Source organism: Brevibacillus sp. SAFN-007a, from assembly GCF_051967035.1.
Lineage (GTDB): Bacteria > Bacillota > Bacilli > Brevibacillales > Brevibacillaceae > Brevibacillus.
In genome coordinates this window covers 39,472-61,501 of sequence record NZ_JBQCKK010000004.1, presented here as the reverse complement: position 1 = coordinate 61,501, position 22,030 = coordinate 39,472, and the positions used below count along the sequence as shown (strand labels likewise).

At 55.2% G+C, this 22,030-nt stretch carries 23 protein-coding genes and 1 riboswitch; of the genes, 15 read left to right on the top strand and 8 right to left on the bottom strand.

The annotated features are described in order from the left end of the window. From ACTHO6_RS07015 to ACTHO6_RS07000, 4 genes are all read left to right on the top strand, one after another. On the top strand, positions 1–1,299 hold the full coding sequence (locus tag ACTHO6_RS07015; RefSeq protein ID WP_440240796.1) for an MFS transporter: 1,299 nt from the start codon (positions 1–3) through the stop codon (positions 1,297–1,299). 95 nt (positions 1,300–1,394) lie between these two features. After that, a riboswitch (SAM riboswitch) is annotated at positions 1,395–1,510 on the top strand. A gap of 89 nt (positions 1,511–1,599) precedes the next feature. Beyond that, entirely contained in the window at positions 1,600–2,781 is a 1,182-nt protein-coding gene (locus tag ACTHO6_RS07010; RefSeq protein WP_440240795.1) for a pyridoxal phosphate-dependent aminotransferase, read from the top strand. Between the two features lie 274 nt (positions 2,782–3,055). Beyond that, positions 3,056–3,526: a hypothetical protein gene (locus tag ACTHO6_RS07005; protein WP_440240794.1), complete on the top strand. Its 471-nt coding sequence runs from the start codon at positions 3,056–3,058 to the stop codon at positions 3,524–3,526. A 205-nt stretch (positions 3,527–3,731) separates the two neighbouring features. Next, positions 3,732–4,937: a PLP-dependent aminotransferase family protein gene (locus ACTHO6_RS07000; RefSeq protein WP_440240793.1), complete on the top strand. Its 1,206-nt coding sequence runs from the start codon at positions 3,732–3,734 to the stop codon at positions 4,935–4,937. A 179-nt stretch (positions 4,938–5,116) separates the two neighbouring features. Here the strand turns inward: ACTHO6_RS07000 and ACTHO6_RS06995 are convergent, their stop codons facing one another. After that, on the bottom strand, positions 5,117–5,965 hold the full coding sequence (locus tag ACTHO6_RS06995) for a family 1 encapsulin nanocompartment shell protein (protein WP_440240792.1): 849 nt from the start codon (positions 5,963–5,965) through the stop codon (positions 5,117–5,119). Between the two features lie 35 nt (positions 5,966–6,000). Continuing rightward, positions 6,001–6,606 carry an IMEF encapsulin system ferritin-like cargo protein gene (locus tag ACTHO6_RS06990; RefSeq protein ID WP_440240791.1) on the bottom strand — a complete coding sequence of 202 codons (606 nt, stop codon included), beginning with the start codon at positions 6,604–6,606 and terminating at the stop codon, positions 6,001–6,003. A 325-nt stretch (positions 6,607–6,931) separates the two neighbouring features. Here ACTHO6_RS06990 and ACTHO6_RS06985 point away from each other — a divergent pair, with 325 nt between their 5' ends. Continuing rightward, positions 6,932–7,213, top strand: coding sequence for a DUF2325 domain-containing protein (locus ACTHO6_RS06985; RefSeq protein WP_440240790.1), 282 nt, complete (start codon positions 6,932–6,934; stop codon positions 7,211–7,213). 62 nt (positions 7,214–7,275) lie between these two features. Then, complete coding sequence (locus tag ACTHO6_RS06980) at positions 7,276–7,422, top strand: hypothetical protein (protein ID WP_440240789.1); 147 nt, start codon at positions 7,276–7,278, stop codon at positions 7,420–7,422. Positions 7,423–7,474: 52 nt separating this feature from the next. Here ACTHO6_RS06980 and ACTHO6_RS06975 read toward each other — a convergent pair whose 3' ends face one another. The 3 genes from ACTHO6_RS06975 to ACTHO6_RS06965 form a co-directional block, all read right to left on the bottom strand. Next, entirely contained in the window at positions 7,475–7,753 is a 279-nt protein-coding gene (locus ACTHO6_RS06975) for a S1C family serine protease (RefSeq protein WP_025843917.1), read from the bottom strand. 14 nt (positions 7,754–7,767) lie between these two features. Continuing rightward, positions 7,768–9,219 (bottom strand): recombinase family protein, encoded by a 1,452-nt coding sequence (locus ACTHO6_RS06970; protein ID WP_440240788.1) that lies wholly within the window; start codon positions 9,217–9,219, stop codon positions 7,768–7,770. A gap of 169 nt (positions 9,220–9,388) precedes the next feature. Further along, positions 9,389–9,709, bottom strand: a complete 321-nt coding sequence (locus ACTHO6_RS06965) for a winged helix-turn-helix transcriptional regulator (protein ID WP_440240786.1) — start codon at positions 9,707–9,709, stop codon at positions 9,389–9,391. Between the two features lie 260 nt (positions 9,710–9,969). Between ACTHO6_RS06965 and ACTHO6_RS06960 the strand changes: the two genes are divergently transcribed. Next, positions 9,970–11,088: a YheC/YheD family endospore coat-associated protein gene (locus tag ACTHO6_RS06960; protein WP_440240784.1), complete on the top strand. Its 1,119-nt coding sequence runs from the start codon at positions 9,970–9,972 to the stop codon at positions 11,086–11,088. Here ACTHO6_RS06960 and ACTHO6_RS06955 read toward each other — a convergent pair. Further along, positions 11,025–11,591 carry a S1C family serine protease gene (locus ACTHO6_RS06955; RefSeq protein ID WP_440240782.1) on the bottom strand — a complete coding sequence of 189 codons (567 nt, stop codon included), beginning with the start codon at positions 11,589–11,591 and terminating at the stop codon, positions 11,025–11,027. The genes ACTHO6_RS06960 and ACTHO6_RS06955 overlap by 64 nt on opposite strands. A 285-nt stretch (positions 11,592–11,876) precedes the next feature. On the opposite strand from ACTHO6_RS06955, the gene ACTHO6_RS06950 reads away from it, so the two are divergent. After that, positions 11,877–12,416 carry a PadR family transcriptional regulator gene (locus ACTHO6_RS06950; protein WP_440240780.1) on the top strand — a complete coding sequence of 180 codons (540 nt, stop codon included), beginning with the start codon at positions 11,877–11,879 and terminating at the stop codon, positions 12,414–12,416. 187 nt (positions 12,417–12,603) lie between these two features. Here ACTHO6_RS06950 and ACTHO6_RS06945 read toward each other — a convergent pair whose 3' ends face one another. Next, positions 12,604–13,716: an aminopeptidase gene (locus ACTHO6_RS06945; protein WP_440240778.1), complete on the bottom strand. Its 1,113-nt coding sequence runs from the start codon at positions 13,714–13,716 to the stop codon at positions 12,604–12,606. A 461-nt stretch (positions 13,717–14,177) separates the two neighbouring features. Between ACTHO6_RS06945 and ACTHO6_RS06940 the strand changes: the two genes are divergently transcribed. The 3 genes from ACTHO6_RS06940 to ytxJ all read left to right on the top strand — a co-directional run bounded on the left by ACTHO6_RS06940 (position 14,178) and on the right by ytxJ (position 15,576). Then, positions 14,178–14,411 (top strand): hypothetical protein, encoded by a 234-nt coding sequence (locus tag ACTHO6_RS06940; RefSeq protein ID WP_440240776.1) that lies wholly within the window; start codon positions 14,178–14,180, stop codon positions 14,409–14,411. 216 nt (positions 14,412–14,627) lie between these two features. Continuing rightward, positions 14,628–15,026 carry a hypothetical protein gene (locus ACTHO6_RS06935; protein ID WP_440240774.1) on the top strand — a complete coding sequence of 133 codons (399 nt, stop codon included), beginning with the start codon at positions 14,628–14,630 and terminating at the stop codon, positions 15,024–15,026. 223 nt (positions 15,027–15,249) lie between these two features. After that, positions 15,250–15,576: a bacillithiol system redox-active protein YtxJ gene (gene ytxJ / locus ACTHO6_RS06930; RefSeq protein ID WP_440240772.1), complete on the top strand. Its 327-nt coding sequence runs from the start codon at positions 15,250–15,252 to the stop codon at positions 15,574–15,576. 274 nt (positions 15,577–15,850) lie between these two features. On the opposite strand, the gene ACTHO6_RS06925 is transcribed toward ytxJ, so the two are convergent. Next, a complete protein-coding gene (locus tag ACTHO6_RS06925; RefSeq protein WP_440240770.1) occupies positions 15,851–18,028 on the bottom strand; it encodes a cell division protein FtsA in 2,178 nt (725 codons plus the stop codon). A 287-nt stretch (positions 18,029–18,315) separates the two neighbouring features. Here ACTHO6_RS06925 and ACTHO6_RS06920 point away from each other — a divergent pair, with 287 nt between their 5' ends. From ACTHO6_RS06920 to ACTHO6_RS06905, 4 genes are all read left to right on the top strand, one after another. Beyond that, on the top strand, positions 18,316–19,413 hold the full coding sequence (locus tag ACTHO6_RS06920) for a bifunctional 3-deoxy-7-phosphoheptulonate synthase/chorismate mutase (RefSeq protein ID WP_440240768.1): 1,098 nt from the start codon (positions 18,316–18,318) through the stop codon (positions 19,411–19,413). Positions 19,414–19,542: 129 nt separating this feature from the next. Continuing rightward, positions 19,543–19,851 (top strand): metal-sensitive transcriptional regulator, encoded by a 309-nt coding sequence (locus ACTHO6_RS06915; protein WP_440240766.1) that lies wholly within the window; start codon positions 19,543–19,545, stop codon positions 19,849–19,851. A 116-nt stretch (positions 19,852–19,967) separates the two neighbouring features. Continuing rightward, positions 19,968–20,978 carry a catabolite control protein A gene (ccpA, locus tag ACTHO6_RS06910; protein ID WP_440240764.1) on the top strand — a complete coding sequence of 337 codons (1,011 nt, stop codon included), beginning with the start codon at positions 19,968–19,970 and terminating at the stop codon, positions 20,976–20,978. A gap of 35 nt (positions 20,979–21,013) precedes the next feature. Next, positions 21,014–21,949 (top strand): 5'-methylthioadenosine/adenosylhomocysteine nucleosidase, encoded by a 936-nt coding sequence (locus tag ACTHO6_RS06905; protein WP_440240997.1) that lies wholly within the window; start codon positions 21,014–21,016, stop codon positions 21,947–21,949. Positions 21,950–22,030: the final 81 nt, after the last annotated feature.

Below are 22,030 nucleotides of genomic sequence, written 5' to 3'. Positions count from 1 at the left end.
ATGAGACAGAAATGGCAATCCTATCCGAGCAGCATTCGTCTGCTGGCGATGGCTGCGATCCTGTTTTCCACAGGAATGGCCTGTATTTGGCCGCTTGTCACCATCTATATCCACGACTATCTGGGGAAGCCGCTGACCGTAGCGGGTTTTTTGCTGTTAGGGAATCAGGGGGCTTTTCTGATCGGCAGCATCGCAGGCGGCATGCTGTTCGACCGTTGGGGGAAAATGCGTACGATCGTCTTTGCCTCCCTCGGCATCATTCTGGTCTCGGTCGGGCTTGGCGTCACGCATGACTTTCTGGTCTATACGGTCTTGCTGCTGATGAACGGGCTGTTTTACGGCGCGCTGTCTCCGGTCATGAATGCACTCGCTGTCGTCCTGTGGCCGGAGGGCGGGCGCAAAGGAATCAACATGATCTACGTCGCGCTCAATGCCGGGGTGGCGGCTGGCTCTGCCCTCGGCGGCATGCTGGCGAGTATTTCGTTTGCCTGGACGTTCTTTGGCAACGCCATCGCGCAAGTGATCGTGCTTACCATGTTCGCGCTCGTCCTGCCTCGGCAACTCAAGGCGGTCACAGAGCGGGGCCATCAGGCGGAGCAAGCCAAGACAGCAGGCGCTCCCGCCGCTGCCGTTCAAACCCCGGCAGCCCATCGGAAACCGGTTGAGGCCCTTTCGCCGCTACAGCAACTGCCGACGAAAAAAGTGGCGTGGGGCGCCTTGCTACTCTTGTGCAGCGGGCTGTTCATCAGCTGGATGGTCTACGTCCAGTGGACGACGGTGCTGTCGACCTACATGCAATCGCTGGGCATTTCCTTGCGCCAGTACAGCTTGCTGTGGACGATCAACGGCGGACTGATTTTGTTCGGCCAGCCGCTGATCGCCTGGGTCATCCGCCGCTTCGCCCGCACGCTCCGGGCGCAAATGCTGCTCGGCTCGTACGTGTTCGTGCTGTCGATGCTGATTTTGGCGCAGACGACCTCCTACGCTGGTTTCGTCGCCGGAATGTTCATTATGACGCTGGGAGAGATGCTCGTCTGGCCGGCCGTACCTGCCGTGGCGGCGGAGTTTACCCCACAGGGGCGCGAAGGCTTCATTCAAGGGCTGATCTCGGGTACGGGATCTGCGGGACGCATGCTCGGACCGTTGCTCGGGGCCGTCATTTTCCAGCACCTCCAGGCGCAAGGGCTTTTGTACATCATGGCGGGGCTGGCTCTTTTGTCTGTGCTGTTCTTCGCCCTGCACAGCGCTTTTCAAGGCCGCGTCCAAAAAGTGCCTGCGACGGCCGCGGAAAAGCTGTAGCCAGGAAAAATTCGTTGGCCGTGCGAAGCATCTTGACACGTTTGGAGCAGGCAAGGTAGTATGAAGAAGATTAAAACAGTATATTCCGTGTGATTTACTTATAAAGAGAGGCGGAGGGACTGGCCCTATGAAGCCCGGCAGCGGATCTGCACGCTTTTCGTGTTGCAGATGCTGTGCCAATTCCAGCAGGAGAATTCCTGACAGATAAGGACGTGACCAAGCTTGATCTCCCCCTTTTTCTGTACGGAAAGAGGGGGTTTTTGCTGTACATTGGCCAAAAAAGAAAGGAACTGAAGACAGATGCGCATCCAACCTTCCGACATGATGGATCGGCTCCCGACCCAGTTTTTTGCGACATTGGTGGCAAAAGTAAACAAAGTCATCGCTAGCGGGCATGACGTCATTAATCTGGGCCAAGGGAATCCGGACTTGCCTACCCCGCCGCATATTGTGGAAGAGCTGAAGGCACAGGCAGAAAATCCGCTGCACCACAAATATCCGCCATTCTCCGGTCGCTTGGAGCTGAAGCAGGCGGTCGCCCACTGGTACAAGCAAGAATTTGCTGTGGACCTCGATCCGGAGGAAGAAGTGGCGATTTTGTTCGGAAGCAAGACCGGACTCGTGGAAATTTGCCAGGTGCTGATGAACGCGGGCGATGTAGCGCTCGTGCCGGACCCTGGCTATCCGGATTACTGGTCCGGCGTCGCGGTCGTGAACGGCCGGATGTCCATGATGCCGCTGATGGCAGAAAACCGGTTTTTGCCCGACTACAGCAAAATCCCGCAAGCCGATTTGGACCGCGCCAAGCTGATGTTTTTGAACTATCCGAATAACCCGACAGCGGTGAATGCCCCGTTTGCCTTTTACGAGGAGACCGTCCGGTTTGCGCGCAAGCAAGAGATCGTTGTCTGTCACGACTTCGCGTACGGCGCGATCAGCTACGACGGCCAAAAGCCTGTCAGCTTCATGCAGGTGCCGGGGGCAAAAGAGGTCGGAGTAGAGTTCTACACGCTGTCCAAAACGTACAATATGGCCGGCTGGCGCGTGGGCGCGATGGTCGGCAACCGCGAGCTGGTGAGACTCATCAATCTGATTCAGGATCACTACTTCGTCAGTCTGTTTGGGGCCGTCCAAATGGCTGCGGCTAAGGCGATGACAGACTCGCAGCAGTGCGTGCGCGATCTGGTGGCCGTCTACGAGAGCCGCCGCAATACGCTGTTCTCCCATTTGCATCGCATCGGCTGGCAGGCTCCGCCGTCGCAAGGCTCGTTTTTTGCCTGGCTCCCCGTTCCGGCGGGCTTTACTTCGGTGGAGTTCTCCGATTTGCTGCTGGAAAAAGCGCACGTGGTCGTCGCGCCTGGCGTAGGCTTCGGCCCGAGCGGAGAAGGCTACGTGCGGGCCGCCCTGCTGTCGGACGAACAACGCCTGGCAGAAGCGGTACGGCGGATCGAGCAGCTGGGGATCTTTGCAAATACGAAATAAGAGAGCGAGTGACCACACCCCCTGAGGAAGGGAGTGTGGTTTTTTGTTGCGGCTCAGGCTTGTTCCATGGGCGAGCGGGTCTCTTCCCGCACGCCTGCGCGATACGCTGCCGCGCAGGAAGTCCCCCCGGAGCCAGGCTGCCCGCGCGATACTTGCTGCTGAGATCATGAGACGGGCACTAGGAATAAAAATCATTCTCATCGTTGACAGATAATGATTTTCATTATACGATGTTGTTAATGATAATTGATCTCATCAGGAGCAGGAGGGTACTATGCGCTATCAGATTAACGGTTACACGGACATGTACACGGTGATCGCCAACGAGCGGAAGATCGGTGGAGCCATTGAAGCAGCTCAGGTACGACTGCGCACAGGAGAGGTTTTCACCAATGCGGTTCTCACTCGTTTGGAAATGTCAGGTGCGCATTTTTGCTCGATCGGCTTCGTGACAGAGGACGGCAAGCGGCTGATTGTGCATGTGGACGACATCAGCATGATCGCGGATGCGCGCCACGTCAATGTATGTGAGCTTGCCAATGAATGCATGCGGAAAGAAAAGTGCGCAGAGCGCCTGAAACGCCTGAAGCGTCTCTGTGAGCTGAACGAAGGAAGCTGTACGCCGACCTTCCAGGAAGAGGCGTTGCTTCTGGCAGAAGACATCGGGCTGGAGGAAGCGCGCACCCATGTGGACCTGTCCTTCCTGCCTCATGCAGAAAAATCGCGGGTTGTCCGCATCGCGTAGAGTATTATTCCAGCGAGCTACATATTCGCCCCTTTCCCTTTTTTAGCGGAGAGGGGCTTTTTGCGTGTGGTGGAGCGCTTTCGAAAAGGCGTACCGCACTCGCTCCACATAGTCAAAACCTATTTGCTCCATAGCTAGCGGGGATTGGACTTTGCCTGGTGTCGGTGATAAAACAAGGATAAGCGAAATCAAGGGGGAACGGGAGATGGAGTATTCCTTTTCAAAATCAGTAGACGCATTATCCTCCTCGGCTGTCCGGGAAATCTTGAAGCTGACGCAAGGCAATCAAGTGCTATCGCTTGCAGGTGGACTGCCAGCCGAGGATTCTTTTCCGATTGAGGCCATGCGTGAAGCTTTTCATCGCGCCTTCGATCGGGGGGCCAAATCCCTGCAATACGGTTTGACGGACGGATACATCCCGCTTCGGGAGTGGATTGCCTCGCGCATGAAGCAAAAACAGATGCATGTTGGCTTGGACAATATGCTGTTGACCACCGGCTCCCAGCAGGCCGTCGACTTGCTGTGTCGCGTCTATTTTGACGAAGGCGACGTCGTGCTGGTAGAAAATCCAACGTATCTGGCTGCCGTTCAATTGTTCCAATTCCGGGGAATTCGCCCCATTCCGGTACAAGGGGACGCAGAAGGGATGGACCTGGACGATCTCGCGAAAAAAATCGCCCAGTATCGACCGAAAATGGTCTATGTCATTCCGACTTTTGCCAATCCGACAGGGAAGGTGTGGAGCCTGGAGCGCCGCCTGGGCTTGCTGGCCCAGTGCAGAGCGAACAACATTCTCATACTGGAAGACGATCCGTACGGCGAAATCCAATTTGACGGGGAAGCTCCGTATCGTTCCCTGTTCTCTCTCGATGAGCATCCGACCGATTCCTGCGTCGTGTACACAAGCACGTTTTCCAAAATCGTTGCCCCGGGTCTGCGTACCGGCTGGGCCATCGGTGACAAGCGCGTCATCCAGATGATGGTGAAGGCGAAGCAAGCCGTCGACCTGCAATCCAGCACGATTGACCAGATGGCGCTCCATGAGCTGCTCTCTTGCTTCGATCTGGAGGGCCACATCGCAAACATTCGCGCTTCCTACAAGGAGCGAATGGAGTGGATGAACGAATTGCTGCTCGCCCAAAACTGGGACGGCGTGCAGTGGGAGAAACCAAGAGGAGGCATGTTCCTCTGGGTGAATTTGCCCGAGCATGTGGATGCGGAAAAACTATTGGCCCGCTCAGTGCAAGAAGGCGTGGCCTTCGTCCCTGGCAAGCCGTTTTACGCGGCTGAGCCGCAGAGCCATACGATGCGCTTGAATTACACCCTGCTCAATCGCGAAGATACCGAGCTGGCGATTGCCCGACTTGGCAAAGCATTCAACGCGTACAGCCAAAGCCTGGTGACACAGTAGCGTCTGCGTTCGCGGGGGAGAAAGTTGACTCAACGAAGAAATTTGCCGATGAGAACAAAACCCACAAAAAAACGTGCCCAAGGACAGCAAAGTCCAATGGGCACGTTTTTTCTATACCTAAAAATGGTCACAGCCGGCATTCTGCCTGACCCGCAAGCGGAGTCAAGCCAAGCCGTTCTTTATTCTTCGGTTTCCTCCAGCGTGCAAATCGCGCTCGGACGCTTGATGCGCAGCACCACGCACTCGTAGACGCGGAACAGGCTGTTCATTTGCTCGTCACCGAGGAAAGCTGTGTCGAAGTCTTCCGCAATCACCAGGTCCAGATTGTGGCGGCCCGTTGCGACCAGTACGCCGGAACGGCCCTTGATGGTTGGCGATTGGTAAACCCCGTCAGTGACGAGGTTGCGCACATGCTCGATCTCCAGCACGTTGGTGCCCTTGTGCACGCGGTGCAGCAGGGAGTACAGCTCAGGAGACACCACCAGAGCATACGGACCGCTGTGGCCCATTTTCAACAGCTTGTTGCGCGCCTCCACGATATCGGCGAATGCGTTGCCGGATTCCATCCAGTCGCTTTTCAGGTGAGTGAGGCGGCCTTTTACATTCATCAGGCCTGGCAGATCGAATTCAGCCGCACCGTTGAAAATCAGGTCGTCCTCCATCAGGGCACAGCCAGAAGCCGCGTTGGCCGCAGCGCTCATATCAAGCGGCATACCGAGTGTGCGCGCTTGCGCCACGTCGCGCCAGTAGAGCATGAAGTCTTTGTACAGGATCGGAATCGTCATGCTCACACGGCGGCTAGGCTGTGTCATTTCCAGCGATTCGCCGCGCAAGGAAAGACCGCCAAAGGAGGATTCATCGTACACGTCGTTGGTAATCGTCTGGATGCCTTCGCCAAGCGGGCCGTAAATATCCAGGAAGCGGCGCCCCACAAGCTGGCGGCGCGCCATCTCGATTACCGTAGCATCCATCTGGCCCCATTCATCGTTCGTCAAGGGAGAATCAGGGTATTTGCGAAGCTTGTCCATAGCATACCTCCAGGTCATAGTCGTATCATTTGTCCTTACAAGCCTTTCAGACTTCCTACCGTCAGTCCCTTTTTGCCGGAAACGGCTTTGGCGGGAGCGGGATGCTTGATGACGGAGGCAACACCGTGGGCAGCGGAAGCCGAAGCTTTCAGATGATCCACCTGGTGGATGTCATGCCCTTCGTCGTGGTCAGTAAGATCGGGTGAGGACCCGTCGGAGAACCGCTCGCTCAAAGCGGCCACGATTTCTTTCACCTGCAAGTAGTCGGCGTGGGTTTTTTCGCGCATGCTGTCCAGCGCCTGGCGAGTTTCTTCATCTTGAAACTCGTACAGGGAAAGCTCCAGGTGCTCGCGAAAATTATGCAGGCCAAAACGCTCCAGGTTCACATCCGACAGCATTCGTGAAAGCTCGCGATCGCTCAGCTCTGCAAGCGTTTCTTTTTCAGAAACTTTCTCCAGATAAGGAATCAGTTCCTGCAATCGTCCCATGCGCTGTTCTTCTTCTTCCAAAATGTGATGGTAGTACAAGCGTGTATGCTCGTCCTGGGCAGCATCAATAATCGGCTGGATGATCCCCATAAAGCGATTGATGTACCCTCTGGTTCGATCAAAAATGGCGTGCAGCTGTGTTATTTCTTGCACCCTCCGCCACCTCCTTCATTCGCGATCTATTTGTTCATTATACAGCTGGAAAAATGAACCGGGCAACACATATGTAGATTTTCCTCACTTTCTGTTCATTTTTGGCATTTTGTACCGGCACTAAACGCATGGGACGAGGGAAACGGCAAAGGCCCGGCTACTATTAGCATTTCTATTTTTACAAAAAAGTTATCATGGAGAGTATTGTCAAAGCTAAATGGGAATGATAATATTTATCAATAAGAGTGATATTCATTATCAATTAGAAAAGCAGAGAAACAGAACATACATGTCACATTCACTCAATTAAAGGAGGAAAACAATTATGTCATCCATTTTAGTCATTGGCGGAGATCGCCTCGGGAATATCGTCGATTTGTTGCGTGGGCAAGGGTTCAAGGACATTCACCATGTAACCGGGCGCAAAAGCTCCCAAACGGGCGTGAAAATCCCGGCAGGAATCCATATGATTTTGGTCCTGACTGACTTTGTCAATCACAACCTGGCCAAAACGGTGAAAAACCAAGCGAAGGATCGCGAACTGCCTATCGTATTCTGCAAGCGCTCGTGTTCTGCGATTGCCAAAGCTTTCGATTTGACCGCGTAAATACATACCCGTTCAGGTGGACAGACTAACGCTTGAGTCTGATACCAACGGAGGAATGGCGTATGGAACAACATCGTTTGGGCGAACTGCCGATCGCGCAGCTGACGGCCGTGCAGCTGCAACAGTTGAAAGAGGCAGAGGAACAAATCAATGCCGAAGGTCAAACGGTTTATTTGATCGCCTTTGAAAAGCAATCCCCGTCATCCTAGACGGGGTTTTTCTTTTCTTCCTTCTGTTCTCCAGGCAGTTGTTCTTTTCGTTTTATTTGAAGACATACTGCTCCAGTTGCGCCTTCAGGGCATCAATGCCAATGGCAAAGCCCAGACATTGGCTGGATTGAATGATAAAGGCATTGAGCCCCACGACCTCGCCATTCAGGTTGATGAGTGGCCCACCACTGTTGCCGGGGTTGATGGCGGCGTCGGTCTGGAAAATTTCTTCGTACATTCGCTTGGCAACCTGCAGGCGACGGTTTTTGGCGCTGATGATTCCGGCGGTTACAGAGTTTTCCAACCCAAGTGGAGAACCGCCTGTATGCAAAGAAACAAACGATTTTAATGAAAGACAAGGTGATGTAGGCAGATGGCGCGCTCATGACGCTGCCCGGTTTCCGGGGACGATACGGTTGCTTCTACGCGCCGGACGAGAATGGCGATGAGCTGGCGGCGTTCTTCCTCGCTGGCATGGGACCAGATGAGAGGCCATGCGGTCAACAGCGCGGGATCGGGGGCGGAGGCAGCAGGGAGGGAGGCAGCAGGCGGGGGATCCTGTCCAGTCGATTCCGGCTGCAAGGCCGCCAGTTTTTCGCGAAAAGCTTCGAGGGAGAGAAGCCCTTCCTCGTAAGCTGCCTCCCACCGACGGCGTTTGCGCGCCCGCTTTTGCTCCAGCTCCTCCGCCGTCACGCCATCGGGAGAGCGGAGCGATTCCCGTGCTTGGGCGAAGGCGGCGAGCGCTTCTTTGGCATAGGGCATCAGCTCGGATAAAATGGCCTGCTCCAGCCGATCTTCGCGGATGGCAGGGGCATCGCAGTGGCCGGATGGCTTGTTTTTACATACATAATAGCGATGCATATACAGCCTGGTGCCGCTTTTGCTTTTCGCTGTTTTTCCGCGCATAGGCGCGTGGCAGCGCGAGCAGTAGAGCAGGCCGGAAAACGAAAACGACGAGCCGAGGACGCGCGGGTGGAGCGAGCCGCGAGCCGCCATTTTTTGTTGCACGCGAGCAAAGCAGGCTTTGTCGATGATGGCAGGGTGCGTCGCTTCCTCGATCAACCACTCCTCAGGCGCGTTTTGGCGCTGGAGCGAATCGGTGTAGTTCCAGCGCAACGCTCCGTGATACACCGGATTTTTCAGCAGGCGAAGGACTGCGCTGGCACTCCAGCTGGCGCCGTTTTTCCCCCGCAGACCTTGGCGGTTGGCCCACTCGGCGATCTGCCGGGGAGACTCGCCTTTTTCGTAGCGGGCAAACATCTCGCGTACGCCGGCCGCCTCGACGGGCTGAATCATCAGTTTCCCTTCCAGAAGCTCGTAGCCAAAAGGCGGCGGGCCGCCTGGCCTTTTGCGTTCCTTGACCATTTGCTCCATGCCGAGCTTGACCCGCTCCGCCAAATTTTCCCGTTCCCATTGGGCGAGCGCCGCCACCAGCGTAATAAACAGTCGGCCAATCGCCGTTGTCGTATCGTAGACTTCCGTGCAGCTCTTGAAGCGGACATCGTATGCTTCAAATTCCTGTAGCAGCCGATACAAATCCAGCACAGAGCGGGTAAGCCGATCGAGGCGGTAGACGAGAACGACATCGATGCTTCCCTCCCGGATATCGCGCAGGAGCCGATGAAGTTCCGGGCGGTTCGTATCCTTGGCGCTGACCCCTTCGTCCGCGTAGATCGCGGCTACTTCCCACCCTTGAGAGTGAACGTACGCCAACAGCTTTTCTCGCTGGGCCGGGATCGAAAAGCCTTCCCGCGCCTGATCTTCGGTGCTGACGCGCATGTAGACAGCCGTTCGCATCGGGTTCCCTCCCATCGATTGAGGTTGCTAGAGTCTACAGCAAAATGTCGGTTTGTATGCCTGGCCCGCAAAAAGAAAAACGAGCGCTTTCCCCAGCGGGACGACCGCAAAGAGAGGCAACACGCACAAAAAAACCCCGCTCATCCGTTTCTGGACAAGTGGGGCGACGCTACATCCATTTTTGTCCCCATTCGTGAATGGATTCAATGACTGGACGCAGATCTCTTCCTTTTTCTGTTAATTCGTACTCGATGCGAACAGGGATTTCCGGATATACCTTGCGTTCCAAAATTTCCAGCTCCTCCAGTTCTTTCAGCCGTTCCGAGAGCATTTTGTCGCTCATGTGAGGAACCATCTCGCGAATATCCTTGAAGCGAACGGCGCCGCGCAGCAGAACGTGAATGATGAGACCTGTCCAGCGTTTGCCCAGAATGTTCATGGCGCATTCGTACTTGGGACACATGTGTTCGCCAGCAAACTCTTGACTCATGTCGGCGTCACCTCCATCTTGCATGGTTGTGTTACCGCTTATTGTACCAGATAAGCTTGAAAAAAGTAAGTAACGAAGTGTTTGGGACTGCTCTTCTATGTTGTTGCCGTTTCCGCACGGATGTATGCCCCGCAAATATTGCCGTCCGCCCGCAAGCGGGCTTTGCAGCGGGCCAAGCCCGTTTCGGCAAAGGAACGTCTCGTGAGCAGGCACACGCACATAAACTGTGGCGAACGATTCGAGAAGAAGAGGGTGTTAGGATGCTTCCCAAACGGGTGATCGGGATTTTGACCTGGCGCCAGGGGCAGCGCTTTGGCGAGCCGGACTATTTGCGCAAGCTGGTGCTGGCCGGGCAGAAGCTGGGAGCGGAAATCTACCTGTTTTCGCATCAGGACGTATACGGAAAGGAAAAAAAGATCAGAGGCTTCGTGCCGAAAGCAGGGGGCGGATGGACCAGTAGCTGGTTTCCCTGGCCGGAGGTTGTCATTGACCGCTACCGGCGGCGCGTGCCAGCGTACATCCGGTTGCGAAACAGCGACCTGTTTTTCTTTGCGAACAGCCCCTTTTCCAAAAAGTGGCGGGTGACGCAGCTGTTGGCCAAAGACAAACGGGTCCATCGCTGGATTCCCGAGACGCATGTGTACGAAAAACAGACCTTGACAAGCATGCTGGAGCGGTACCCGCTCGTGTATGTCAAACCGGGGAACGGATCAGGCGGCAAAAGCATTTTGCGCGTGGAGAAAGCCGGCAAGGAATTTACTCTGTCGGGGCGCGACAAGCAGCATCAGGTGCATACGGCCAGACTGGACGGGTTGCTGGCTGTGGAGAACTGGGTCAGTCGCTGGGTGGCGGAGCAACGAATTGCAGATGGCAACTTTCTGGTGCAGCAAGGAATCGATCTCGGCCTGATCCCCGAGCATGTGGCGGATGTGCGGGTGTTGATCCAAAAAGACGGGGAAGGCGAGTGGAGAGTGACCGGCAGCGCGGTACGCATCGGAGAGTCAGGCAGCTCCACCTCCAATCTGCATGGCGGCGGGCAAGCCGTTCCTTTTGCGCCGCTGCTCGTGAATCGGTTCGGGAGAAGGCAGGGGCAGCAGATCATGCGCGAATGCCACCTGCTTGCCCATGAGGTGGCGAGCACGCTGGAGGACTATTTTGGCCGGATGATGGAGTTTGGCCTGGACATCGGAGTGGATGGGAACGGGCGGGTATGGCTGATCGAGGTCAATCCCAAACCGGGACGCGAGGTTTTTCGCCAAATGGGAGAGACGGACACCTATGCCACGGCCGTCGAGCGACCTGTGGAGTTTGCGCTCTATCTGGCCCGCAACAGGCAAAACCGCGTTGTTCCAGAAGGGGCGCGTCGCGCTAGCGTGTGAAGCGAGAGCTTGGTTTTTGGCGCTATGGCAGCAAGCGGGGAACCGACGCTGATGACCCATTCGCCCACCTTGGTATGCGAGGAATTGCCGAGCGGCAAAGGGTAAAGCTTGCAGTCCGCATCAATTTTAATGACAGCATAATCTCTGACTCGATCGGCGACGATGCGCTTGGCTTCGAATACCTTGCCGTTGAACAGCTTGACAAAAATATTTTTCGATTTGCCAATGACATGCTCGCTGGTCAAAATATATCCTCTGGGATGGAAGATAAATCCCGAACCGAAGCTGCGCTCGGCAGGCGCCGTCGATTTGTCTTCGTGATCCATGAGGCTGCGAATCAGGGAATCGACGTCTTTTGCAAGGGGGGCGTCTTCCGTCACAATGGAGACGACTCCCTCCTGGACTCGCTCGACAATCGGAACAAAAAAATTGAACGGGTGCAGACTGCTGCTGCTCACAGGGTACTTTACGCGCGTATATTGGGACCATCGTTTACTTTTCACCAATCTCTCCCCCTACAGCAGTAGTTAGGTATGTATCATCTTATGGAGCGGCGAAAGGGAAGGGACGCCCAATTTGGATGGCCATGTGTGTTCTATCATTATTTTTGATTGATATAATAAAGAAATAGCATTGGTATAAAGATTAGAATCGAATTATAATACGTGTAGGTAGAGAATATTTTGAACATAAAGGCTAAGCAGATCTGTTCTCGTCTGAAAAGAGGGAATAATCTGCTTTGTCGCTAGAGAGAGAGAAAAAGAAATGATAATGGAGGATGCGAAGAGATGGATGTGAAAACGATCATCCTTGGCTTTTTAAGCTACGGAGAGATGAGCGGGTACGATATCAAACAGGCGTTTTCCAATAGCATCAGCTTTTTCTACGACGCCAGTTTTGGAGCGATTTACCCTGCGCTGCGCAAGCTGGAGGAAGAAGGACTGGTTACCAAACAAGAAGTCATTCAGTCTGGAAAGCCCAACAAAATTTTGTACCAGATCACCGCGCAAGGGAGAGAAGCGTTTCAGCAGGAAATCCAGACGCCGATCTTGCCTCCGGTACTGCGCTCCGACATGCTGGTGAAAATTTTCTTCGGCAAGAGCCGCACGCCAGAGGAGCAAAAAGCAATGCTGGAGAGCTGTTTGCATTTGCAACGGCAAATGCTACAAGAGAGCCGGGAGTCTTTTCAAAAGCTGGAGCAGCAATTTGATGAATATCAGCGTTTTTGCTGGGAATATACGATTCACCATCTGGAGACGACCATTTCCTTCTTGGAGCAAAAAATGCCGTCTTTGGTGAAGGAGCCTGCCTTTTCCGTCTCCGTATAGGGGCTCGGTCAGGAGCCAGTCGAAGTGGACAGACACCTTTTTCCCTGATCGCTATATAAACAAGACGGGCTTGGCCAGGAACAGCTGGCGAAGCCTTTCTTCTGTTGGTCGCGCGAGGCTCCCGGCGGCTGTTGTCCCGATCAAAAAAAGCTTCGCCGACAAAGCGGCGAAGCCAGGTCTTCTCCCGTTACTTCAAGTTTTCCGGGTTGAGGCATTCCAGCTCAGGCACGACGAAGCGGCCGTCCTTGCGGATCAGGCGGTCGTCAAACCAGATTTCGCCGCCGCCCCATTCCGGACGCTGGATCATTACCAGATCCCAGTGGATCGAGGACTTGTTGCCGTTGAAAGCATCGTCGTAGGCTTGCCCTGGTGTAAAGTGGAAGCTGCCGTCGATTTTTTCATCGAACAGGATGTCTTTCATCGGATTTTGGATGTACGGGTTGACCCCGATCGCGAATTCGCCGATATAGCGGGCGCCTTCATCCGTATCGAACACTTCGTTGATCCTTTTCGTGTCGTTCGCGGTGGCCTCGATGATTTTGCCATCCTTGAACGTCAGCTTGATGTTGTCGTATGTAAAGCCTTGGTACGGGGATGGCGTGTTGTAGGCGATTGTGCCGTTGACGGAATCGCGCACAGGTGCCGTGAAGACTTCCCCGTCCGGAATGTTGGCTTCGCCCGCGCATTTGATCGCCGGGATGCCTTTGATCGAGAAGGTCAGGTCTGTACCCGGACCTGTGATGCGCACCTTGTCGGTTTTTTCCATCAGTTCGACGAGGTTGTCCATCGCTTTGTCCATTTTGCCGTAGTTGAGCGTACACACCTTGAAGTAAAAATCTTCAAAGGCAGCGGTGCTCATGTTGGCCAACTGGGCCATCGAAGCGTTCGGGTAACGCAGCACGACCCATCTCGTCTCCGGCACGCGCACGTCCAGCACCGGGCGCAACAGCAGCTTGGAGTACAGCTGCATTTTGTCGCCAGGCACGTCGGCCAGCTCGCTGATGTTGTCTCCGCCGCGAATGCCGATGTAGCAGTCCATCTGTTTCATGAAGGAGACATCCGCCTCGCGCATGACGCCAAGCTGGGTCTCATTGGCGCCGAGCAGCAGTTCGCGCTGAATGCTCTGGTCAATCAGCTGAACGTACGGATTCCCTCCTGCTTCGTACACTTTGGCAATGACTGCCTTCGTCAAGTCCGCAACATTGCCGATGGAGTAGATTAAAACGTTTTCACCCTTTTGCACGCGGGTGGAGTAGTTGACGAGTACATCTGCCAATTGCTCAATACGCGGATCTTTCATAGGAAGGGGATCCCTCGCTTTCCATATCATATCAGTATGTATTGTACACAAATCGCATAGAAAAAAGCTACCCATGCAAGGGTAGCGTGCGGAGGAAACGCGTCTACAGGATTCGGTTCTTCATGTATATGCAGCGTCCCGCGCCAATATGGCGATGTCAATCGCAGCCGCAGGCGATGATAACCAACAGGATAAACAGAATCAACACTAAGGTAAAACCGTCGAGGTCTCCATTGAAAATGCTGCTCATAGGATGAACATCCTCCTTGTTGTGTGTTAAGCCTCTTGTGCTTACATCCATAACATATGGGTTTTTGCACAGCCCCGATACGGGCATTCGCCCATTTTTGGGAAGATTCTTTCCGGAAGGCCGCTCACTTGGCATGTTTATTATTCTGAAAAGCAGGAAAAGCTAGAGGATACGAAAAGACTTTTGCCAAAAACGAAAGGATGTTATGGCGATGCAACGATCATTATCGAATCTTGCACACGATCTCGTCCCCATCACCATCAATGTAGGCGAGGATTTTAAATCCATTGTGTGGAAAGCTCAGTACGACATGGATTTCAATACGGAATGCTTGTTTTGCTTTTCGGAGCGGATTACGGGATACCGGGTGGAAGACGAGGCAGGGCATTCCGGCAAGGTAGCGGTCTGCCCGCACTGTGAAAAGGTAAACGCGATTTACGCATAAAGAGGGCAGTAGCCGGCAGCCAAAAACGATGCTCACGAAAATCAGGTGGGCATCGTTTTTTGGCGTGCGTGAGCACCGAGCAGACCAAGGGGGCTGTGGTTGTACGATATCTGCCACTCTATCCACCATGTACCACCTGGCGCGCAGCAGGATTGAAGGAGGCGAGCACGAATAGAAGAAGAGGTATACATATGTAGATGGTGAGAGGTGAACGTTGTGCAAAAGAAATGCAGCCGCTGCGGGAGTGACATGGAGATCGTCCTGCGCAATGTCGTGTACAAAAAACGGGTGAAAATCATGAACGTCCCCGTACACGTTTGCGTAAACGATCGCTGCGCGGATTCCCAGGTGGTCGAGGTGATCAAGGATGATCTAAAAGCACTCATGGAGGAACTGGGCCAACATCCGCAGCCCCAGGCGATCGAGTTTGAAGAGTTGTCAGAGTTATCCAACTTATTGGTACTTATTGCTAATGAGAAGGCGGACTCTTCGGTGCGAGAAGTGCTGGGCGAGAGGGTCAACGAGCTTCTCGATCTGTATTTGTTGGCGCAGTCCCTAGGCGATCAAAAATGGATGCGGGAAGTGCGCGAGCGATTGACAAAAATTACGGTCTAAGCAAAGAAAGAGGAGGCGCTGGAGGGGCGGCTCCTTTTTTTTCGATCAGGGGAGAGCAACGCCTGTGTCTGTTGGGTACCCAAGCTTCGTCGTGGCTTGGCGCCCCCGAATGCTGGCGCATGCCCTGGCTGCTGCTTTTGCCCCTGCACCGCAGCCGTAGACTTTGCCAGCCGGATTTCGGTATACTGGAAGCCACATAGCGACTGAAAAGGAGAGATACATCGTGGCACAAAAACAGCTTCACTCGATCGAGGAACTGGATCGGTTCGTTGCGCAAAAAGGCAAAAAGCTTTTGTTCAAGCATAGCACGATCTGCCCGATCAGCACGTCTGCCTATGAGGAGTTTCAGGCCTATTTGCTGGAGCATGCGATGGAAGCGGCCGTGATTCTGGTGCGGGAGGATCGTCCGGTGTCCAATGCGGTCGCCGAACGTTTTGCGATCAAGCATGAATCGCCGCAAATTTTCCTGTTGGAGGACGACGAAGTCAAATGGCACACGTCGCACTGGAAAATTACCAAGGACGCTATCAGTCAGGCCGTAGGGGCGTAAGCTTGCCCGGCGACTGGCAAAAAGAAGCCGGCTCGTGACGCCCCCGGCGTTTGCAGCTGCGACGCCCGTACCCGTTTGGCGGCAGCTCGCCGTCACGGCCATGCTGCTGTCCATAGGCTGCCGAGCCGTCTTCCCAGCAAAAAGAGCTGCCGGGTCAAGGGACTGACCCCGCAGCTCTTTTTGGCATGGAGAGGGATGGATGAGCTTCATGATCGCGGATACGTGCGGCGAAGGCTACGCCAATCGCTTGGCGCAGCCAAGGTTCTCGCGGGTTTTACTCCCAATACAGCTCCAGCTTGTCTCCGCTCTTCAACTCGGTCTGGAAGCTGGCTTGCTCGCCGTTTACCAGCATGACAAAACCGGAGATGCTTTCCTTGTCCGGCTTCTCCAGCGAGAAGTTGACAAAGCGAAACACGTCGCTGAATACCGGCGGAGCGGCTGGCGCAGATTTTATGGTAATCACGGCACCGTCTGGCACCAGCTCGTCTGCTGTTGCCGCTCTTCCGTCTACGGTGATCGACACGTGCGCGACAGGCAAGACCACGCGCTCGCCGTTGAAGAAAACGGTCATCGTCTCCTGAACCCACTCTTCCAGCGGAATCACATCGCGAATGGCTGGCGGAGCGACCTCCTCCAGGCGATAGTGCAGCTCATCGCCCGAGCGGACGACATCGCCGTAAGCGGCGGACTTGCCGTTTAGCAGCAGGATGGGGCGGTGGGAAGGCAGCGTATAAGACTGGCCATTCACGCTGAAATGCAGCCCGGCCTGCGCAGGCTGTTCCCCCGAGGCGATCAGCCCGGCCGCCTCCAACACCTCGGATACGGTGCGGGGGAGGCGAATCTCTACCTCTGCGCGATCATCCACATGGTCATCCAGCCCGGCCGGCTGGCCGTTTACCCGCACCAAAGGCCCGAGCGAGAGCGGACGGCCGTTGCAGAGGACGTCGAGTGTGTCCAACTGGTCAAGCAGGTCGCGCACCAGTACGCTGGCGTCCGCGCCGTTTGTTCCGGCGACAACTGTAATGCTGTCCCCATCGGCAATGGGCGAGTCGAGACTGGCCGCCTCGCCGTTTTTTGTGAGGACCGGGGGCGTACCGTGACCGCCGGGAATCATCTTCATCCTGCCGTTGACGGTGACGCTCATCGCCAGTCCCGGTCTTCCGTAGAGACGGCGAATGTCCAGACCCGCGGCAATCAGGGTATCGCCCACGGACATTTTTCGCAGGTCGAAAATGCGCAGCGGTGCCTCGTTGACCGTAACCGTTACGTAGCGCAGCGGATGGCGGCGTGCCGCTACCGCGATCCCGACTGGCGTCACGAACTCGGGGCCGCTGAGAGCGGGATTGTCTCCCACGAACTGCTTGATCGCATCGCCGCCTCGGACAGCGACGCGCGCGGCTGGCATGTTCAAAAACTGGGCGACTTTTCCTGTCAAGCCAGGGGTGAGACTGCCGCCGCCAATCAGCATGACCGCTTGCGGCGCTTTGCCGTTCAGCTCCATGATTTTCGCCGCGATTTTCTCCGCGAGCTGCGAGATGTCGCTGTCGATTGCGCGAATGACCTCGGCCGCGCTCAGCGTGTGCTCCATGCCGAGAATGTCCGTGAACGTGACAGACTCATGCGTGGAGAGCAGGCGCTTGACTTCTTCCGCCATGGGGAAGTCGAGCAAAAAGGCGTTCATCAGCGCATCGGTGATCTCGTCTCCGGCTACAGGCACCATGCCGTAAGCCGTAATGGCGCCTTCCTCGGTCAAAGCGACGTCAGAAGTGCCCGCGCCGATATCGACGAGCGCAATGTTGAGCCTGCGCATGGTCACAGGGATCAGCACATTGATAGCCGCAATCGGCTCCAGCGTGAGCGCCTGCATCTCCAGATCGCACCGCTTCAGGGCGGCGATCAGCGAGTCGACGACGACTCGCGGGAGGAACGTCGCGATCACGTCTGCGCTGGCTGTATCCCCGCGCTGATCGATCAGGCTGCCGATCAGCTCTTCGTCGAGATAGTAGTTGACGACGCTGTAGCCGACGCAGTAGTAGCGCGTAGCGTCCAGCTCGCGCAGCTCCTTCGCTAGATCAGCCTGCGCTTCCTGCACGGCGGAAAACTCCAGCGCCACGACATCCTCTCGGGTAACAAAAGCGTGTCGGGACAGCGGCATGTCCACGCGCACGCGCCGGGTCCGAAGCGATCGGCCGGCTGCCGCCACGGCTACCTGCCGCAACGGTCCGTGTTTTTCTTCCAGCTCTTCTTTGATTTGCTGGATGACCTTCGCGACAGCGACGACGTCGTGAATCTGTCCATCCAGCATGGATCGTTCGTCATGCTCGCGAATCGCGCAGTCCAACACGCGAAACTGGTCTCCCGTCGTCTCCACGATCAGTCCGACCACGCTGCGCGTTCCGATATCTAGGGAAAAAATAAGCTCAGGGGAGCCTGGTTCTGAATAGGCTGACAAAGGCAAGTCACTCCCTCGTTTTCATGTACACCCACAGGAACAGATGAAGCAAGCTGCTAGAACATCTATCCATGTGATTCGACTAAAGCCGGAAAGAATCCTGTCGAATCAAGGAATCTTCCCGTTGCCGACAAAGAATTTGCAAAGATAAAAATTCAGAAACAATTTACTTTCGCGCTTTTTGGCGCTAAACTGCTGACAAGGGCGTGTTGATGGATTATAATAACCCTAATTTTATCGACAACCACCTGACTGACCCAGATAAAAAGAGGAGAGTGGAGAGACACATGGCACACGATCAAATTGAAACCATGCGCAAGCAGATAGACGAGATTAATCTGCAAATTTTGGAGCTCATCAACAAGCGGGCTACTTTGGTGCAAGAGCTTGGCAAAGAAAAAGAAAAGCTGGGCAGCAGCCGCTTTGATCCGGAACGCGAGCGTCAGATGCTCAACCTGATCGTGGAAAACAACAAAGGCCCGTTCAACGACAATACGGTCCGCCACCTGTTCAAGCAAATTTTCCAAGTGTCGTTGGATCTGCAAAACGAAGACAAGAAAAAAGTGCTGCTGGTCAGCCGCAAGAAGAAAGCGGAAGACACCGTGATTACGGTAAAAGGCGTCGAGTTCGGCGGAAAGAACCCGATCCTGATCGCTGGTCCTTGCTCCGTAGAAAGCTACGAGCAAGTGAGAGCCGTAGCGGAGAACCATGCGAAGCGCGGTCTGCGCACACTGCGCGGCGGCGCATACAAGCCTCGCACGTCGCCGTACGATTTCCAGGGACTTGGCGTAGAAGGGCTGAAAATCTTGAAGCGCATCGGAGACGAGTTCAACCTCGTGACCATCAGCGAAATCGTGACGCCTGCCGATCTGGAAATGGCGGCCGAGTACATTGACGTCATCCAAATCGGCGCGCGCAACATGCAAAACTTCGAGTTGCTGAAAGCAGCCGGCCGGGTAAACAAGCCGATCCTGCTCAAGCGCGGTTTGGCTGCAACCATCGAGGAATTCATCTACGCAGCCGAGTACATCGTCTCCGAAGGCAATGCGCAAGTGATGCTGTGTGAACGCGGTATCCGCACTTACGAAAAAGCGACGCGCAACACGCTCGACATCTCTGCTGTGCCGCTGCTCAAGCAGGAAACGCACTTGCCCGTATTCGTTGATGTGACCCACTCCACTGGCCGCCGCGACCTGCTGCTGCCTTGCGCAAAAGCAGGGTTCGCCATCGGCTCCGACGGTGTCATGGTCGAGGTTCACCCGGATCCGGATGTAGCGCTGTCCGATGCGAAGCAGCAGCTGAACATTCCTCAGTTCAACGAGTTCGTGGACGAATTGCTCGCTTCCGGCCTGTACAAAGGCGAAGTCGTAGCTGCAAGAAGATAACGAAACCGATTGAAGCGAGTTTGCCGGTCCTTCCCGCGTGCGGGGAGGGCCTTTCTCATTTGACGAACCTCGGGACGACCAAGTAAGCTAGGAAGGAAGTGCTGATATCGGCAAAGGAGGCCAGGCCAGGTGAATGATCGAGAACACGCCTGCTCGTCTGATCGCGCCACCGTGCGTCCGGATCAAATCAAATCCAATCTCGTCTCCCGGCTCAACCGGGTAGAGGGGCAGATTCGCGGGATACGCGGGATGGTGGAAAAGGACGTCTACTGCGACGATATTCTCAACCAGATCGCGGCTGTGCAGTCCGCCTTGAATGCCGTGGGCAAAATGCTGCTGGAGGGACACATGAAAAGCTGTGTGATCGAGCGCATCCAGCAGGGGGATAGAGAAGTGATTGACGAGCTGTTGAAAACGATGAACAAACTGATGAAATAACGGCGGAAAAAGGCCGCAAAACGATTGCATCGGGTATGCGGCTTGTCGTATCATAGGTGCATATCTTTATGAAAATAACTATGAAAACCAATATATAGGGAAAGGGAGGGTGTGTGATGCCGGTTACAATCTACGACGTGGCAAGAGAAGCGGGGGTTTCGATGGCAACCGTTTCCCGTGTCGTCAACGGGAATCCCAACGTAAAGCCTTTGACCCGAAAAAAGGTTTTGGCAGCGATTGAACGTCTGGGATATCGACCGAATGCCGTTGCCCGCGGCCTGGCCAGCAAAAAAACAACGACCGTCGGTGTCATCATCCCGGATATCTCCAGTTTGTTTTTTTCCGAATTGGCGCGTGGGATTGAAGACATCGCTACCATGTACAAGTACAACATCATCCTCTGTAACTCGGACCAGCGGATGGAGAAGGAGCTGCAACTCATCAATACGCTGCTCGAAAAGCAGGTGGACGGGCTGTTGTTCCTGGGAGCCGAGATCAAGGAGGAGCATTTGCAGGCATTGACCAGCACGTCGGTGCCGACTGTTCTCGCTGCGACCCGCGATGCGGATAACGTGCTGCCGTCGGTGAGCATCGACCACTTCCAGGCTGCCTACGACGCGACAGAAGCGCTGGTTTCACGCGGCCACAAGCGGATCGCGATGATTTCCAGTCCGCCCAACGACCCGCTCAGCGGCCTGATGCGTTACGAGGGGTACAAAAAGGCATTGAAGGACGGCGGCATCGAACCGGACGAGGAGCTGGTTGCGACGGGCAACTACTTCTACGAGTCAGGGTTGGCGACAACCAAGGCATTCCTTGCACTTTCTAACCCGCCTACGGCGATTTTCGCGGCCAATGACGAAATGGCGATTGGCGCGATTCACGCCATCCAGGATTCCGGCCTGAACGTGCCGGGCGATATTGAAGTCATCGGTCACGACAACATCCGTCTTGTGGAAATGGTGCGTCCGCGCCTGACCTCCGTGGTGCAGCCGATGTATGATATCGGGGCCGTAGCGATGCGTCTTTTGACGAAGTACATGAACAACGAACACGTGGAAGAGCACGTCGTGCTGCTGCCGCACCGGATCGAGTACCGGGAGAGCACGAAGCCGCAGCAGGCGTAATCGTTCTTGGGATGGACAGCATAGGAGGATGGATGATGCGGTACGGAATTATCGGCGCCATGGATGAAGAAATTGCGCTGTACCTGGAAGCGATGGAACAGACGGCTACGACTGTCAAAGCCGGAGTGACCTACTATACGGGCAAGATGGAAGGAAAAGAAGTCGTGCTGTGCAAATCGGGCGTCGGCAAGGTCAACGCTGCGGTCACGACGCAAATCTTGATCGACCAGTTCCAGGTAGAACGGGTCATTTTTACTGGGGTGGCCGGAGCGGTTCACCCGGAATTGAACATTGGCGATATCGTCGTCTCGACAGATTGTCTCCAGCATGACATCGACGTGACGCCGCTTGGCTTTGCCCCAGGGCAAATTCCTTTTACGGAGCAGTGGACATGGCAAGCCGATCAAGAGCTGAGGCAGCAGGCGATCGAAGCGGGCAAGGAGCTGGAAGCAGGCGTTCAGGTCGTGAGCGGCCGCATTTTGTCCGGCGACCAGTTCGTGGCCAGCCGGGAAAAGGTGCAATGGCTGTATGAACAGTTCGGCGCTCATTGCACGGAAATGGAAGGGGCCGCTGTCGGACAAGTATGTGCGATGAACGGGGTGCCGTTTGTCATCGTCCGGTCCATGTCCGACAAGGCAGACGGGTCTGCGCATGTCAACTTCGTCGAGTTTACCAAGCTCGCTTCGCAGCGGTCGTACGCGATTGTCCGCGCTATGCTGACAGCCGGTGCAGATGCGGCGCAGCCGGACGTGATCGTCTACTCGACGAAAAACTGCGTCGATTGCGACATGGTCAAGCAATGGCTGACGGCCAAAGGCATTCGCTACGAGGTGCGCGACGTCATGACCAGCCGCGCTTACCAGGAGGAAGTCGAGCGCTTTGGATTTATGGGCGTTCCGGTTACGGTTGTCGGCGACAAAGCGGTCAAAGGCTTCGCGCCGGCTGAGTTGGAAGCGCTGGTGCAAACATAGCGAAAAACGAAGAAGCGGGAAGAGCGGCATCGCAAAAGGATGCGCGGTCTGCCCGCTTTTTTTGTTCCCTCTTGCCGCACA